This is a genomic window from Neobacillus sp. OS1-2, assembly GCF_030915505.1.
Classification (GTDB): domain Bacteria; phylum Bacillota; class Bacilli; order Bacillales; family Cytobacillaceae; genus Neobacillus.
On the sequence record NZ_CP133265.1, the window covers coordinates 1,464,150 to 1,481,075 of the forward strand.

Sequence of the window (16,926 nt, forward strand, 5' to 3'; positions counted from 1 at the left end):
ACACTTATATATTATCACCTTTCCAAAGGTAAGAAAGGTGTTTGTGATACTTTTCACAAATTCGCAACAAAGTCTTGAAGTAATTGTGAACTACCGTTAACTCAACATACAAATCACATTAAAGATCTACCTTGAAAAGTGTCAAAATTTGATATGTAGTTCCTCGTGCAAACAAAAAAAACCAGCCTCCACCCACGATAAGGGCTGAGACTGGTCCATCTTCCTGTGACGAGGACGATATTAATTTGTCGGCCTTCTAAACGGCCACCAGTTTGCTTCGCCAAAGGTTTTGACCATAACTGGAACAAACAGTGGTAAGATGACGAAGGCGTAGAGCAAGAGCCCAGTTAAGATGATCGAAGCAATCTGCAACAGGGATAGCATTCCTGATGGCATCATTGCCGCAAAGGTCCCGCCGAGAATAATCGCCGCAGAGATGATGACGGTCCCCATTTTTTTCATGGCCATCAGCATCGCATCACGTACCGTTAATTCTTTATACTCGTTAAAACGATCCATAAGGAAAATACTATAGTCAATGCCAAGTGCCATCAAGATGATAAAGGCAAAGAACGGAACCGCCCAGCTGATGCCTGTATAGTGAAGAATCTTCATAAAGATGACCTCATTAATCGACATGGCGGTATAGTACGTAAGAACTAACGAACCAATCAAATACACCGGCATAATAATCGAACGGAATAAGAAAATTAAGATAATCGAGATGCCGATGAGCATGTAAATAACCGTCCGGGTATAGTCCTGATTGGACATCGTTTGCAGGTCAGCATTGGTACTGGTGATTCCGCCAACCGCGACAACGGCATTTTCTAACTTTGTTCCTTTGGTTGCCTGTTTAATCGTCGACTTAATGGCCTTGACTTGATCAATCGCCTCATTTGAGTAAGGACTTTCTTTAAAAACAACATCCATCGTCATGACTTTACGGTCTGGTGAAAAATAAGTATCAAGAACTTGGGCGAAATCCTTACTTTCCAGCATCTCCTCCGGTAAATAAAACGCCGAGCTGACCGACAAACCGGACACGTAATCTTGGGCAGACGCTAAGCCATCAGAAATTTGGTCGAGGCCATCAGCACTTTGACCAAGACCATCCGTTAATGTGGACATTTGGTCGCCTAAACCGCCGAATCCGTCTAGTAATTGCTGCTGTCCCTTATTAATTTCCGTTAACCCATTCGTTACTTTCGGGAAGTTGTCAACAATCTGTCCTTGCCCATTTGCTAATTGATCAAACCCTGCCTGCTGCTGGGCAATCCCATCGATTAACGCTTGCAGGCCTGCTCCGATGCCCGCTTGGCCCTCCACCACTTTTTTATAATTGGACGTTGCGGTATTCAACCCTTCTGTTAGCGGCGCAAGGCCGGCATTTAACTTTGATAGATTGGTAGACAGTTCAGCCAGCGGACCCTTAACCCCTGAAACAGTGCCTTTTATTTTTCCATATTCAGGGGAATTTGTAATCCCTTGATATTCCAATTCTATTTTTGAAAAATCATCATTTGTAATTTGCTCAAGATTAGCAGAAATCCCCGCTAAGCCGCCGCCAATTTGCAGATAGCCTGTGTTTAAAGTAGTGAGATTGGCGCCAACATCTTGGTAGCCTTTTAAAAGTGCCCGATGATGACCCAGTAACTCCTCTGCCCCAGCTTTAGCCTGAGCCAAGCCAGCCTTTATTTGGGTAGAACCCGCTGATCCTTGACGAATTCCATTCTCAATCTTCGCCAAATTGCTTTGAATTTCAACGAGACCTGATTTCAACTCATTGGTGCCTGACACCAATGAGCCAATCCCATCGGTCGCCGTTTTTAATTGCGGAGAAGATTTGGCTAGTTCACTTTCAGCCTGATGCAAACCATCGCTGATTTTAACCACGCCATCCTTCCCTTCCCCAAGTCCTTCCGCCAATGTTGCCGCTTGTTTTGACACATACAAATCTTCAATCGGCTCACCAACAGGTCTTGTTGCCGAACGAACCTTATCGACTAAATTGACCTTTTCCAGATCCTGTGAAAGAGCTTCAACTATATTCAAGTATTCCAGAGAATCCATTTTTTCATCATTCTTAATCACGACCTGTGTAGACATTGCCTCGCCGGGACTGAAACTTTCGGCAATGGCATTGAATCCTTTTATCGCCGGAATATCTTCACTTACCTCTTCAAGTGAGTTAAAGGATAATGTCCCATCGTACGTGACGAGAAAAGGCACGCAAACGGCAGCAACAATTAACAAGGCAATGAAGGGTCTAGCAAGTGAGAATTTCCCCGCTCCCCCCACAGCTTGCTTTCCCCATGCTCCGCTGTCTTTTTCGATGGCCAGTATATTTTCAAACCAAGTACCGCCATGAAAAACGGCACAATTGTGAACAGGGCAATCAGCAGTATCGCGACACCGACAGCGACGGCTGCTGCTGATTGATACAATTGAAATTGTGAGAAACCAATCGCGGCAAAACCAATCATGACGGCAACCCCGCTAAAGAACACGGTGCGGCCGGCATTTTTATACGTCGCCACGATCGCATCCGTAATCGACTCCTGGTCAGCTAACTCCTCTTTAAACCGGCTTAAGAGTAAAATACAATAATCCGTTCCGATTCCGAATAATACAGCCACCAGGAAAATCTGCGTGTAGCTGGAAATCGGAAAGTCGAGTTTATCAACCAAAAAGGCGACAATCGATTGGGACGTCAAATAGGTGAACCCGACCGTAATTAACGGAATGAACGGAGCAATGACCGAACGGAAGACAAGCAGTAATACGCCCAAAATGAAAACGACCGTAATTCCCTCTGTTTTTTTCAAGCCTTCCTGTGAGCTGGTCATTAAGGCTTCACTAATCAGCCAGCTGCCTGTGTAATAATGCTCAACTTTCACATCATCAGTCGTTTTATAAAAAAGCTCACGCAGTTCTTTATCCGTTAACTTCTTATTCCAGGTATGCTTAATGGATACCATTATTGTTTTTCCGTCGTCAGATACAAGTTGATCCTTTAAATTTGGTTCGTTAAAGTGGGTTAAAATCTCGGTAATACCGAGCTTCTTTTTAGCCGCTTCGAGCTCGCGAATGGCGCGTTCCGCTTCGGAAAATTCCTGTTTTGTCAGCTTTTTATCGCTGTGAAAAACAAGCGCAACGGTTGCCGTATCCCCCACATTCTTCTGTCCCTGGACTTCATCCATAATTTGTCCGGCTAATGCCGATGAATAGCCCTCAGGAACTTTAATATCCCCTTTTTCCTTCACAAGGTCCGCCATGTTTGGAGCGACTAAAAACAAACTAACCGCCACGACAATCCAAGCAAGTAAAACAAACCATTTCCCCTTAATAATTGCTTTCACCGTTATTCCCCCAACCTCTCTTCTTTGGTTGCCAAAATGATTCGATTCAACTTTTCATATGTTTTCATAAACGTTTCGATCTCTTCCTGATCAAATTGCTTGATTAACGATCCGACAAGCTGATTAATACCTAATTCTGTTTCATGAAATAATTCCTGCCCTACCGCTGTTAACGTCAGGTAGACCACGCGCCGATCATTTTCATCACGCGTCCGCTGAATGAACCCTTTTTTCCACAATCGTTCAATCATAGCCGTAATCGCACTCTTTTTAACATGAAATACCTCGGCCAGCTCTGAAGATGTACATTCTTCCTTCTGGTTGATATACCTAAGTATGTAATGCTGATCATTTGTTAAATCGCTTCCGATTTGACATTTGACCAATTGCGCAGTATTTTTCTCAATCGAGAATGTCAGATTAATATACTGATCAACTAATTCCTTGATAGCCGTATTTTCCATAGATTGTTCACCTCGCTAATAGTTAATCAATTGAACTATTTTCCTTTTTTAGATTAATATATGCCTAGTTGCTTGTCAATAGTATGAAGTGATTAATAAAAGCCACTGAATATACTGCCAAAACATAGAAAGGAGCGGCTGGCAAACCTGCTAGAAAAATTAAAGAGAGGAATTCATCACGAATCCCTCTTGTTTATCTTTATATAGTTCCCCCAAATATCGCCACATTTTGCCGATCATGATCAAAAATATGCCCATTCCATTTTAATACCGTTTGGACAATACCGAGCCCATCGGCATTATACCTCCCGGCGATTCGCTGATAGGTTACAAGTTCATACACACCATCCCGATTGAAATCAACCGGATATACTCCCGACAAAGGATTTACCCATCCTTGGATCGGTGCCTTCAACCTGCCAGTAGAGTCATAGATTTCAGCTAAGTAGGTCCTTCCCTTATATGTTAAATCCAGAAGATATTTTTCTTTTAGACGATGACTAATCACGGCTGCCTTGTATTGATTTTCATAGTTTACATCGTATTGATAGGTTTCATTAAAGTGATCGGAATCAAGGATCCGTTGGAATTGACCGTTCATAAATGAAAATACATCTGCATAAATAGCGCCGCCACTGCCACCGGTATCAATCACGATTAAAATATCATCAGCCTTATTACCGGTCAAATCACCAAGAAAGAGTGTGGGATGGTATCCGGTGTTATTTTTTAAAGGGATATGTTGTTGCCGTTTCGTTCTTCCATTCTGAACAACCAGCGTGATATGTTGCCAAAAAGGACTGTCGGGCGTTTGATTGGCCGTCAAAAAAACATGGTCGATGACTCCATCCCCATCAATATCTCCATTCTTGGCCGCTACAATGGTCGCCACATTTTGGTGTGTTGATGTGCGAAGCATCCCCCACGGTTCCTGCCTGTAGGAAAAATGGGACCACCCATTATGAGGATGAACCATTTCGTTTATGAAACCATATATGCCCATACGCCTCCCCCTTTTTCTCGAAATTCTCACTCACGTATCCTATGAGGGCTTTCGTAAAATCGTGACACGCGCAACATGGACGATGGGCACACAACATACCTGGACCATCCATGAAAGAATTGAGAAATTGTGTAGCTTAAAAAGTTTCATAAGAAAATTCAGCTAAATTTGGGAAGGTCCCTTATATTTCATTCGATTCCATTGTGTACTATGATATAATTCATTCCCAAGAGGAAAATGGAAAGAAGTGAAATTGATGTCTGCGGATTATACACCGGCTGTTCATTTTCGGAATGTACATTATTCCGCCTACAATCGGCCCATTTTAGAAGAAATTACCGGATCGTTTCCTGAGGGTAAAATTACCACTTTGGTTGGGCCATCAGGAGCCGGAAAAACAACACTGCTTAAACTATGCAACGGGCTGCTGTCGCCTGATTCAGGTGAAATTTTTATAAAAGACCAAAACATCGACAGCTATGACCCTGTCAAATTGCGGCGATACGTGGGAATGGCGCTACAAAGTGCCCCAATGGTCAGTGGAAGTGTGTTCAAAAACCTGGCACTCCCCATGGAACTGCAAGGGAAACAACTAGCGGAGGATGAGGCCCGGGAGCTGTTGGTCCAAGTAGGTCTTGATGCCACGTTTTTGCACCGGAATAGTAAAGAGCTATCCGGCGGTCAAAGGCAAAAGGTTTCGATTGCCCGCACACTTGTGAATCGTCCCCGGATTATTTTGCTCGATGAAATCACCTCTTCACTCGACCCGGCATCCCAGAAGGAAATCGAAGCATTGATTGTAAAAATTAATCGAAAATTCAACACGACCATCATCTGGATTACGCACAATTTGGAACAGGCGCTGACAATTGGCGAGTACACCTGGGTGATGATGGATGGGAAAGTGATTGAAACGGGGGAAAGCATGTTGCTTGATGCGCCGGTAAATGAAAAAGTAAAACGGTTTGTGAAAGGAGAAGGACAATGAGTTATCTGGCACTAGCTATCGCGCTTATTTTCGTCCTGATCCCGCTTTTTCTATCGAAAACACTACATTTGGGGCTCGAAAAAGACACGTTGATCGCTACCATCCGTTCCATTATCCAGCTATTTGCGGTCGGCTATATTCTCAAATTTGTTTTCGAAGCGGATAGCCCTCTCTATATTCTGCTGATGGTGGGAGTCATGATTGGCGCTGCCACGCAAAATGCGAGAAAAAAAGGAAGTGTGATCCAAGGCATCACCTGGAAAGTAGCAATTACCTTAATTTTTATAGAGGTACTGACGCAAGGGATTATACTAGGCTTTCACATTACGCCGTGGGCGGCGCAATATATTATCCCCATCAGCGGTATGGTCATTGGCAACTCGATGATTCTCGCCATTTTGTTCCTTAATCGTTTTTCTGCAGAGATTGAATCACGGCAAGACGAAACCGAACTCATTCTGTCCCTTGGGGGAACACCAAAACAGGCCATCCGTAACCAACTGATCACCTCCATTAAAGCGAGCATGATTCCGACCATTGAAAGCCAAAAAACCATTGGGCTCGTCCAGCTCCCCGGCATGATGAGTGGCCAAATCATCGGCGGGGCCGATCCGATTCAAGCCGTGCAATTCCAATTGCTTATTTTATTCTTGCTTTTAACCACTGCATCCGTCACAAGCATCATGATCGGGACCTTATCCTATCCATCATTGTTTAACCAAAGGATGCAGCTGTTACGGGCGCGGCGATAGACAGTTTCAAACCCATTGATCGGGAGCCTTTGCTTCTAAAATATCTTGTTAATGGTAGCCAATCGATGCCATGGTTTTTTATTTATCAACCGTATTTTTTTGCATATAAAAAAGGACAATCACAGTGATTGTCCTTTTCATGTGCCTGGCAACGTCCTACTCTCACAGGGGCGCATGCCCCAACTACCATCGGCGCTGAGAAGCTTAACTTCCGTGTTCGGTATGGGAACGGGTGTGACCTTCTCGCCATTGTTACCAGACTAATTTAATTGAGAGATCGTTCTCTCAAAACTAGATAATGCAGAAGAAGTTTTTGTAAAAACGAGTTTTCTTATTATTTAGGATAAGTCCTCGAACGATTAGTATCAGTCAGCTCCACGTGTCGCCACGCTTCCACCTCTGACCTATCAACCTGATCATCTTTCAGGGTTCTTACTAGCTTAGAGCTATGGGAAATCTCATCTTGAGGGGGGCTTCATGCTTAGATGCTTTCAGCACTTATCCCGTCCGCACATAGCTACCCAGCGATGCCCTTGGCAGAACAACTGGTACACCAGCGGTGCGTCCATCCCGGTCCTCTCGTACTAAGGACAGCTCCTCTCAAATTTCCTGCGCCCACGACGGATAGGGACCGAACTGTCTCACGACGTTCTGAACCCAGCTCGCGTACCGCTTTAATGGGCGAACAGCCCAACCCTTGGGACCGACTACAGCCCCAGGATGCGATGAGCCGACATCGAGGTGCCAAACCTCCCCGTCGATGTGGACTCTTGGGGGAGATAAGCCTGTTATCCCCGGGGTAGCTTTTATCCGTTGAGCGATGGCCCTTCCATGCGGAACCACCGGATCACTAAGCCCGACTTTCGTCCCTGCTCGACTTGTAGGTCTCGCAGTCAAGCTCCCTTGTGCCTTTACACTCTACGAATGATTTCCAACCATTCTGAGGGAACCTTTGGGCGCCTCCGTTACTCTTTAGGAGGCGACCGCCCCAGTCAAACTGCCCACCTGACACTGTCTCCCACCCCGATAAGGGGTGCGGGTTAGAATTTCAATACAGCCAGGGTAGTATCCCACCGACGCCTCCACCGAAGCTAGCGCTCCGGTTTCTCAGGCTCCTACCTATCCTGTACAAGCTGTACCAAAATTCAATATCAGGCTACAGTAAAGCTCCACGGGGTCTTTCCGTCCTGTCGCGGGTAACCTGCATCTTCACAGGTACTATAATTTCACCGAGTCTCTCGTTGAGACAGTGCCCAGATCGTTACGCCTTTCGTGCGGGTCGGAACTTACCCGACAAGGAATTTCGCTACCTTAGGACCGTTATAGTTACGGCCGCCGTTTACTGGGGCTTCGATTCAGAGCTTCGCGTGAGCTAACCCCTCCTCTTAACCTTCCAGCACCGGGCAGGCGTCAGCCCCTATACTTCGCCTTGCGGCTTCGCAGAGACCTGTGTTTTTGCTAAACAGTCGCCTGGGCCTATTCACTGCGGCTCTTCAGGGCTATGAACCCTAAAGAGCACCCCTTCTCCCGAAGTTACGGGGTCATTTTGCCGAGTTCCTTAACGAGAGTTCTCTCGCTCACCTTAGGATTCTCTCCTCGCCTACCTGTGTCGGTTTGCGGTACGGGCACCTTTTATCTCGCTAGAGGCTTTTCTTGGCAGTGTGGAATCAGGAACTTCGGTACTATATTTCCCTCGGCATCACAGCTCAAGCGTTGTGAGAAGCGGATTTTCCTACTTCTCGCTCTAACTGCTTACACGCACGTATCCAACAGTGCGCTTACCCTATCCTCCTGCGTCCCCCCATCACTCAAACGATAAAGAGGTGGTACAGGAATATCAACCTGTTGTCCATCGCCTACGCCTTTCGGCCTCGGCTTAGGTCCCGACTAACCCTGAGCGGACGAGCCTTCCTCAGGAAACCTTAGGCATTCGGTGGATGAGATTCTCACTCATCTTTCGCTACTCATACCGGCATTCTCACTTCTAAGCGCTCCACCAGTCCTTACGGTCTAGCTTCAACGCCCTTAGAACGCTCTCCTACCACTGACACCTTCTGGTGTCAATCCACAGCTTCGGTGATACGTTTAGCCCCGGTACATTTTCGGCGCAGAGTCACTCGACCAGTGAGCTATTACGCACTCTTTAAATGGTGGCTGCTTCTAAGCCAACATCCTGGTTGTCTAAGCAACTCCACATCCTTTTCCACTTAACGTATACTTTGGGACCTTAGCTGGTGGTCTGGGCTGTTTCCCTTTTGACTACGGATCTTATCACTCGCAGTCTGACTCCCACGGATAAGTCTTTGGCATTCGGAGTTTGTCTGAATTCGGTAACCCGATGAGGGCCCCTAGTCCAAACAGTGCTCTACCTCCAAGACTCTTACTACGTGAGGCTAGCCCTAAAGCTATTTCGGAGAGAACCAGCTATCTCCAAGTTCGATTGGAATTTCTCCGCTACCCACACCTCATCCCCGCACTTTTCAACGTGCGTGGGTTCGGGCCTCCATCCAGTGTTACCTGGACTTCACCCTGGACATGGGTAGATCACCTGGTTTCGGGTCTACGACTACATACTAAATTCGCCCTATTCAGACTCGCTTTCGCTGCGGCTCCGTCTCTTCAACTTAACCTTGCATGTAATCGTAACTCGCCGGTTCATTCTACAAAAGGCACGCCATCACCCATAAACGGGCTCTGACTACTTGTAGGCACACGGTTTCAGGAACTATTTCACTCCCCTTCCGGGGTGCTTTTCACCTTTCCCTCACGGTACTGGTTCACTATCGGTCACTAGGGAGTATTTAGCCTTGGGAGATGGTCCTCCCTGCTTCCGACCGGATTTCTCGTGTCCGGCCGTACTCAGGATCCACTCAGGAGGGAACGAAGTTTCAACTACAGGGCTTTTACCTTCTCTGGCTGACCTTTCCAGGTCGCTTCATTTACCCCGTTCCTTTGTAACTCCATGTTGAGTGTCCTACAACCCCAAGAGGCAAGCCTCTTGGTTTGGGCTATGTCCCGTTTCGCTCGCCGCTACTCAGGGAATCGCGTTTGCTTTCTCTTCCTCCGGGTACTTAGATGTTTCAGTTCCCCGGGTATGCCTTCTATACCCTATGTATTCAGGTAAAGATACTGTTCCATTACGAACAGTGGGTTCCCCCATTCGGAAATCTCCGGATCAAAGCTTACTTACAGCTCCCCGAAGCATATCGGTGTTAGTCCCGTCCTTCATCGGCTCCTAGTGCCAAGGCATTCACCGTGCGCCCTTTCTAACTTAACCTAAAAGGTTTGTTTCTCTATTAAATAGAGAGAAAACTAAAATGGCGATTACTCGATGTTTACTTTGCTTCTTCTTACGATTATCTAGTTTTCAAAGAACGAATTTTTGAGAGAATTGCACTCTCAAAACTAAACAAACAAGAAACGTCAACCTTATGATCAGTCCGAAAGGACTGCATATTCCTTAGAAAGGAGGTGATCCAGCCGCACCTTCCGATACGGCTACCTTGTTACGACTTCACCCCAATCATCTGTCCCACCTTAGGCGGCTGGCTCCTAGGACAAAACTTAACTTCCTATAAATATAATAAGAGGTTAAGTTTTGTCCCAGGTTACCCCACCGACTTCGGGTGTTACAAACTCTCGTGGTGTGACGGGCGGTGTGTACAAGGCCCGGGAACGTATTCACCGCGGCATGCTGATCCGCGATTACTAGCGATTCCGGCTTCATGTAGGCGAGTTGCAGCCTACAATCCGAACTGAGAATGGTTTTATGGGATTGGCTAAACCTCGCGGTCTTGCAGCCCTTTGTACCATCCATTGTAGCACGTGTGTAGCCCAGGTCATAAGGGGCATGATGATTTGACGTCATCCCCACCTTCCTCCGGTTTGTCACCGGCAGTCACCTTAGAGTGCCCAACTGAATGCTGGCAACTAAGATCAAGGGTTGCGCTCGTTGCGGGACTTAACCCAACATCTCACGACACGAGCTGACGACAACCATGCACCACCTGTCACTCTGTCCCCCGAAGGGGAACGTCCTATCTCTAGGAGTGTCAGAGGATGTCAAGACCTGGTAAGGTTCTTCGCGTTGCTTCGAATTAAACCACATGCTCCACCGCTTGTGCGGGCCCCCGTCAATTCCTTTGAGTTTCAGCCTTGCGGCCGTACTCCCCAGGCGGAGTGCTTAATGCGTTAGCTGCAGCACTAAGGGGCGGAAACCCCCTAACACTTAGCACTCATCGTTTACGGCGTGGACTACCAGGGTATCTAATCCTGTTTGCTCCCCACGCTTTCGCGCCTCAGCGTCAGTTACAGACCAGAAAGCCGCCTTCGCCACTGGTGTTCCTCCACATCTCTACGCATTTCACCGCTACACGTGGAATTCCGCTTTCCTCTTCTGCACTCAAGTCCCCCAGTTTCCAATGACCCTCCACGGTTGAGCCGTGGGCTTTCACATCAGACTTAAAGGACCGCCTGCGCGCGCTTTACGCCCAATAATTCCGGACAACGCTTGCCACCTACGTATTACCGCGGCTGCTGGCACGTAGTTAGCCGTGGCTTTCTGGTTAGGTACCGTCAAGGTACCGGCAGTTACTCCGGTACTTGTTCTTCCCTAACAACAGAGCTTTACGACCCGAAGGCCTTCATCGCTCACGCGGCGTTGCTCCATCAGACTTTCGTCCATTGTGGAAGATTCCCTACTGCTGCCTCCCGTAGGAGTCTGGGCCGTGTCTCAGTCCCAGTGTGGCCGATCACCCTCTCAGGTCGGCTACGCATCGTCGCCTTGGTGAGCCGTTACCTCACCAACTAGCTAATGCGCCGCGGGCCCATCTGTAAGTGACAGCCGAAACCGTCTTTCAGCATTTCCTCATGAGAGGAAATGGATTATCCGGTATTAGCACCGGTTTCCCGGTGTTATCCCAGTCTTACAGGCAGGTTGCCCACGTGTTACTCACCCGTCCGCCGCTCACCCTAGGGAGCAAGCTCCCAAAGATCCGCTCGACTTGCATGTATTAGGCACGCCGCCAGCGTTCGTCCTGAGCCAGGATCAAACTCTCCAAGAAAGTTGATTAGCTCATTTGTTACGTTGGCTCATGCTCTTCTATTTAATAGAAGAAACACGATTAATATTGTTTGTTGACGTTTTTGTTTGTTTAGTTTTCAAAGAACAAATGTTCTCATCGCTCGTAAGCGACTTTATTATTTTACTAAATTATCAACTGAATGTCAATAACTTTTTTTATAATACTTTGTCGCCTCGGTGACGACTTGTCCTATACTACAGTAATATTCGTGGATGGTCAACACCTTTTTTACGTTTTTTTAAAAGATAAAAATCTTTCTTTCTGCATAAATGAGCGGCATGCTCTCCATCCACTACGTTTCTCACCTAAAAGGGCAGAGAAAGACTCTCTGCACTCGCACCGTCATGGAGTGAAATGAAAATGAGACAAGAGAACCGTCCCCTGCTTTATTGAATACAAATCGTGAATATAGAAGATACTTTTTACTAACAATAAAAAAGGAGTTTTGAATTATGCGGATGGAGTATTTGATCCTGGCAGCAATGTGGTTGTTTGGCATTATTGCCTGGATTCTGTTTATTCCAAGCAATGATCGGCGTAAGGGATTCTTGGCATATTTAATGTTTCAAGGAATAGTCTGGCTCTGCGATATGCCTTCTTTTACATTTGGTTTGTTACGTGCGCCTGTTCGGGAGTTTCCAAAAGCGACAGATCTTCCCCTAACCATCAATTATTTTTTTTATCCCGTATTGTTTTCCATTTTATACGTTCATAGGAAGGTAACGGGCAGGATAAGAACTAGAATGACCTATTTTTTTGTCTGGGTCACTGTGATCACGTTGTTTGATATTGTTCTCGAGAGATATACCGATTTATTAGAATATGAAACATTGACGTGGTATGGGATGTGGATATACATGGTGTTTCTTTTTTACGTGAGTCAGGTTTGCTGTAATTGGTTCTTTAAAGACAAATCCTTATTTCAAGCAGAGTGGGAGAAGGCTAATGAGAATTGAATGGTGGGTCTTGCTGGCGGTGTACGCTTCAGCGGCAGGAATTCTTTTCTTCATACCCAAAGATAAAATCCGACTTGCGGTTGTCGCTTTCTTATTCAAACAGGTCATTACGTTTTTTATTGGTTTAGTAGTCGTGGAGTGGGGGCTGCTTGAATATCCCGTTCGAATATTTGCTTCAATTAACCGGACGAGCTTCACGTTTGAATATCTTGCTTTTCCAGTTGTTTGCGCCCTCTTTAATGTAAGGTATCCCAATGATCGGAGTGGCCTTATTCAATTTTGCTATTATGTCGGATTTAGTTCTCTGTTGACGGCCTTTGAGGTCATTGTCGAAAAATATACAGCACTCATCAATTACCTACACTGGGAATGGTATATTTCTTGGGCTACAATTTGTCTATCGTTTTATATTTCGCGTTTATTTTGTGTCTGGTTTTTCGCAAAAGGAAAAGCTTACTAACACCACACTCCAGATGTGTCTGACAAAAAATAGAGAAACCCTCAAAAATTTGGGTTTCTCAACATTCTTACTTACAATTACTGCCACGCTTCCATTATTGTTTAGATATCGATTGGAACCCATCGATCTTCGTAAACCAATAAGCAACGTAAAACAAAAACATATAAATGCAAAAATCATAAATGGATAACCAATTTTTCGGTTCATAAAAATGAATCCAGACAAAAAACTTCATGCCTCCGAAAGCAGAAATAGCTGCCAATATCGCTCCTTTTACAAGTAAATTCGCCTTAGGCTTAATTTGTATGGTAAACATAACGGCCACTGGGACTAGCGAAAGATGATAGGGAAGTAAGAAAATGGGGCCAACAGGGATAAACTTTACCGGATAACGCCATAATCCTAATGAAATGGCGATAAGGTCAATAATTAACGATAGAATAATCGTTACCAAACCTCCAAGAAGTAGCCTTCCGGTGATTTCCTTTTTTCTAAAGAGGAGCCAAATAATCCAAGGAACAATAAATAACCCAATTCCGAACCACCATTGCCAGGTAAAAAGAAAGTGATCAACAACAGCTTCAGACATGATCTTGTTTGCTTCGATAAAAAGTTGGGTGCCTTCTTTAGATTGTTCAATTCCTTCAGTAAATGCCATGCTAGCCCACCCCTAATGACAAATATATACCTCTATTACCTTAAGAGTATTTTTCGTTCATATAGGTAATTATTTGCCATTAGTCTTCTTAATATTAGTCTTTTCATAAATATTTTAGGGTTTCGAGTGATAAAGAAAAAGAAGCAAGAGAACCGTCCCCTGCTTCACTGCTTCACATCACACATCGGAATCCCATATGGCCACTTGAGGTGTCTGGACTGACGGCACTGCGTGCGGATACTCGGTATCGATTGCAATAGGATTTGTGGCAAAGGTAGGAGCCGCCTTTTATGAGTTTATCCCTTCCATTTGGCGGGCCTTGGGGATTTTTCTTTGTTCCTTCTATATGATAGGAAGCACTAAACCAGTCTGAACACCATTCCCAGACATTGCCGGACATATTATAAAGACCATATTGATTGGGCGGGAATGATTTCGAGGGGGCCGTTCCGAGATATCCATCCTTGCCATGATTGATTTGCGGAAACTTTCCCTGCCAGATATTACAGACATGTTTGCCATCTGGATGGAGTCTATCTCCCCAAGGGTATCTCTTTTGGGCGAGGCCTCCTCTTGCGGCATATTCCCATTCCGCTTCAATAGGCAGCCTTTTTCCTGCCCACTTGCAATAGGCCATCGCATCATTCCATGAAACATGGACAACTGGATGGTCCAAACGATTTTCAATGGTTGAACCCGGGCCCTCGGGCTGATTCCAAGCAGCACCTTCGACTACCAGCCACCAAGGTGTGCCGGGAACAGATTGTCTCACATTTTTATTCTCAGGGTGTAAAAATTGATAAAAAACAAACGACCTGCCATATTTTTCAGCATCTGTTTTATAGCCTGTGTCTCCAATAAAATCACTGAATTCCCCATTTGTAACGGTACATGCATCAATGAAAAATGGGGCGAGCTCAACCTCTCTCACAGGGCCTTCTCCATCTTCTGAAAATGTTTCCTTATCGTTTGAACCCATTAATGTCTTACCGCCACTAAGAAAAATCATCCCTTCCTTAGTGAGGGCATTTTCATTTTTGATTGCAATCGACTACCAAAAGTCCTAACAAAAACCCGCCTAACACACGGTAGATACTGGCAACGATATCCGTGATTAGATTCTTATTCGATAGTTCTGTAACAAATGTTTTGGCAATCGTGATCGGATTCGTTAAGATCGCATTAACCGATGGAATCGTAGATAAAAGCGTCCACACAAGGATTCCTACCACTAAAGATAAAAATACCATGAGTCTATGATCGACACGTTTCCAAAACGGCTTTTGTTTTTCTTTTTGTACCTGGATGACTGATTCCGTATTTACTTCACCCTGCATTCTTTTGTTCCCCCTCGTTTGTATACGTTACTTGACTGCTGTTGCCTTTCCATAGGCTGATGATACGTCATCAGCAGGATTATATTTGTTTAGTAGTTGATCTGCGGCTTCCTCCCAGCCTGCTGTTCGCAGATGATTCACCCACTGTTCAAGCGTGACATATTTCCAAGGCCCCGTTTCAACCACCTTTTGTAACGGATCCACCATATTCCGTGGAAATCCTAGATGCTCTTGCTCCCACAAGGCTAATCGGTGATTCATTTTCTTCACCATTTCCGGATAGTCGTCAGCCACATTTTTCATTTGATGTGGATCATGGTCAAGATCGTATAAGGTGACATCGTCAAAGCGATACAGACCTGGATGATAGGTTCGGATATAGTACCAGCGTTCATCCCGAACGGCCCGCTGGCATGTGTATAAGGCATGGTCCTTGTGAATCGCGGGATTGCCGGGGTTATGTGGAAAACCGTTTCAGAAGCCTGCAATCTTGCTTGTGACTATTGTTATTACAGTAGATGTAATGGAAGACCCGAAAAAATAGAACGAATAGATGATGTATTACTGGAAAAATTTATACGGGAGTATATGGCGATAAAAAAAGGAATCGTCCCCTTTGCCTGGCAAGGCGGCGAACCTTTACTAGCTGGCTTGGACTTCTTTGAGAGAGTGGTTCAACTACAAGTGAAATATGCCCCTAAAAATACCGTGATTAGTAACGCCATTCAAACAAATGGGACATTACTCAACGAAGAATGGGCCTCGTTTTTCAAAAAGTATGACTTTTTAGTGGGAGTCAGCTTGGATGGTCCAGAAGAAATCAATGATGCGAGAAGAGTGACCGGCTCGGGAAAAGGAAGCTTTACGTCGATCATGCAAGGTATTCACTATTTAAAAGAAGCAAAGGTTGATTTTAATATATTAACAGTTTTACATGAAGATAATATTTTTAAAGCAAAGGAATTAATGAACTTTTACCAAAGTGAAGGCTTTAGTCATGTTCAATTTATTCCCTGTATGGATTTTCAATCACAGGATATCACTCAACCCGGAAACTATTTCATTACGCCGAAACAATATGGAGACTTCTTTTGCGAGGCCTTTGATGTTTGGTATAACAATGGAGACCCTCAGATCTCCGTTCGATTCTTTGATAATATTCTAGCAGTCTATCTTCACCAACAAGCCGAACTTTGTACGCACCAACAGACTTGCCCAAAAACAATTATTTTTGAACAAAACGGCGACGCATACCCTTGTGACTTTTTCATCCACGATCAATATAAATTAGGGAATCTCAGGGATCAATCCTTAGAATCTTTCATCAACAATGAACTAATGGAAGAATTTTTAGCTAAAAAACCGGCCCTTCCCGCTCAATGCCAATCATGTAAATTTCTGCAATTGTGTCACGGCGGCTGCCCGCGAAATCGCATTGGAGAAAATAATCAGCTTGTCGTGGAGTATTTTTGCCAAAGTTACAAACAATTGTATCGTTATGCGCACGAGCGAATGCTAGAAGTGGCTACAAGTGTGAAGCGTCAAAAAATCAATCAGTATAAAAAAGCGGGTCACCCACTACCCGGAAGAAATGAAAGTTGTATTTGTGGAAGTACGAAGAAATTTAAGAAATGCTGCGAGGCCTTACTAGAATAGGAAAAGGGGAAGAAGCAGGAGAACCGTCCCTTGCTTCCTTTGGAAAAGGGATCCAATAAGCACCATTGGGGCTCTTTTCTACTAAACGTTCTTGGATGCGGGATCCAATAAGCGCCATTGGGCCCCTTTTCTACTAAACGTTCTTGAATGCGGGATCCAATAAGCGCCATTGGGGCCCTTTTCTACTAAATATTCTTGGATGTGGG

At 45.1% G+C, this 16,926-nt stretch carries 10 protein-coding genes, 3 rRNA genes and 2 pseudogenes; 5 read left to right on the forward strand and 10 right to left on the reverse strand.

Annotated features, from left to right (window positions below):
- Nucleotides 1-240 precede the first annotated feature (240 nt).
- The 3 genes and pseudogenes from RCG19_RS07200 to RCG19_RS07210 all read right to left on the reverse strand — a co-directional run bounded on the left by RCG19_RS07200 (nucleotide 241) and on the right by RCG19_RS07210 (nucleotide 4,745).
- Nucleotides 241-3,362: pseudogene (locus tag RCG19_RS07200) on the reverse strand (MMPL family transporter).
- A gap of 2 nt (nucleotides 3,363-3,364) precedes the next feature.
- Entirely contained in the window at nucleotides 3,365-3,826 is a 462-nt protein-coding gene (locus RCG19_RS07205) for a MarR family winged helix-turn-helix transcriptional regulator (RefSeq protein ID WP_308110269.1), read from the reverse strand.
- 199 nt (nucleotides 3,827-4,025) lie between these two features.
- Entirely contained in the window at nucleotides 4,026-4,745 is a 720-nt protein-coding gene (locus RCG19_RS07210) for a hypothetical protein (RefSeq protein WP_308110950.1), read from the reverse strand.
- 340 nt (nucleotides 4,746-5,085) lie between these two features.
- On the opposite strand from RCG19_RS07210, the gene RCG19_RS07215 reads away from it, so the two are divergent.
- Together RCG19_RS07215 and fetB are read left to right on the forward strand one after the other, a co-directional pair.
- Nucleotides 5,086-5,817, forward strand: coding sequence for an ABC transporter ATP-binding protein (locus tag RCG19_RS07215; RefSeq protein ID WP_308110270.1), 732 nt, complete (start codon nucleotides 5,086-5,088; stop codon nucleotides 5,815-5,817).
- Nucleotides 5,814-6,569, forward strand: a complete 756-nt coding sequence (gene fetB, locus RCG19_RS07220; RefSeq protein WP_166246795.1) for an ABC transporter permease — start codon at nucleotides 5,814-5,816, stop codon at nucleotides 6,567-6,569. Before RCG19_RS07215 ends, fetB begins: the two co-directional genes overlap by 4 nt.
- Before the next feature lie 143 nt (nucleotides 6,570-6,712).
- On the opposite strand, the gene rrf is transcribed toward fetB, so the two are convergent.
- The 3 genes from rrf to RCG19_RS07235 all read right to left on the reverse strand — a co-directional run bounded on the left by rrf (nucleotide 6,713) and on the right by RCG19_RS07235 (nucleotide 11,632).
- Nucleotides 6,713-6,829 (reverse strand): 5S ribosomal RNA (rrf, locus tag RCG19_RS07225).
- Nucleotides 6,830-6,908: 79 nt separating this feature from the next.
- Nucleotides 6,909-9,846, reverse strand: a 23S ribosomal RNA gene (locus RCG19_RS07230).
- A 187-nt stretch (nucleotides 9,847-10,033) separates the two neighbouring features.
- Nucleotides 10,034-11,632: ribosomal RNA gene (locus tag RCG19_RS07235) — 16S ribosomal RNA — on the reverse strand.
- The 16S, 23S and 5S rRNA genes sit together here, the layout of an rRNA operon.
- A gap of 473 nt (nucleotides 11,633-12,105) precedes the next feature.
- On the opposite strand from RCG19_RS07235, the gene RCG19_RS07240 reads away from it, so the two are divergent.
- Nucleotides 12,106-12,609 (forward strand): CBO0543 family protein, encoded by a 504-nt coding sequence (locus tag RCG19_RS07240; RefSeq protein ID WP_308110271.1) that lies wholly within the window; start codon nucleotides 12,106-12,108, stop codon nucleotides 12,607-12,609.
- Nucleotides 12,599-13,069 (forward strand): CBO0543 family protein, encoded by a 471-nt coding sequence (locus RCG19_RS07245; RefSeq protein WP_308110272.1) that lies wholly within the window; start codon nucleotides 12,599-12,601, stop codon nucleotides 13,067-13,069. The genes RCG19_RS07240 and RCG19_RS07245 overlap by 11 nt, the downstream gene beginning before the upstream one ends.
- Nucleotides 13,070-13,163: 94 nt before the next feature.
- Here the strand turns inward: RCG19_RS07245 and RCG19_RS07250 are convergent, their stop codons facing one another.
- From RCG19_RS07250 to RCG19_RS07265, 4 genes and pseudogenes are all read right to left on the reverse strand, one after another.
- Nucleotides 13,164-13,727 carry a CBO0543 family protein gene (locus tag RCG19_RS07250; protein WP_308110273.1) on the reverse strand — a complete coding sequence of 188 codons (564 nt, stop codon included), beginning with the start codon at nucleotides 13,725-13,727 and terminating at the stop codon, nucleotides 13,164-13,166.
- Nucleotides 13,728-13,899: 172 nt separating this feature from the next.
- A pseudogene (locus RCG19_RS07255) lies at nucleotides 13,900-14,739 on the reverse strand (formylglycine-generating enzyme family protein); the annotation flags it as partial.
- A gap of 19 nt (nucleotides 14,740-14,758) precedes the next feature.
- Nucleotides 14,759-15,064, reverse strand: coding sequence for a hypothetical protein (locus RCG19_RS07260; protein ID WP_308110274.1), 306 nt, complete (start codon nucleotides 15,062-15,064; stop codon nucleotides 14,759-14,761).
- A 27-nt stretch (nucleotides 15,065-15,091) separates the two neighbouring features.
- Nucleotides 15,092-15,367 (reverse strand): hypothetical protein, encoded by a 276-nt coding sequence (locus tag RCG19_RS07265; RefSeq protein WP_308110275.1) that lies wholly within the window; start codon nucleotides 15,365-15,367, stop codon nucleotides 15,092-15,094.
- Nucleotides 15,368-15,490: 123 nt separating this feature from the next.
- Between RCG19_RS07265 and RCG19_RS07270 the strand changes: the two genes are divergently transcribed.
- Nucleotides 15,491-16,720 (forward strand): anaerobic sulfatase maturase, encoded by a 1,230-nt coding sequence (locus RCG19_RS07270; protein WP_308110276.1) that lies wholly within the window; start codon nucleotides 15,491-15,493, stop codon nucleotides 16,718-16,720.
- Nucleotides 16,721-16,926 lie beyond the last annotated feature (206 nt).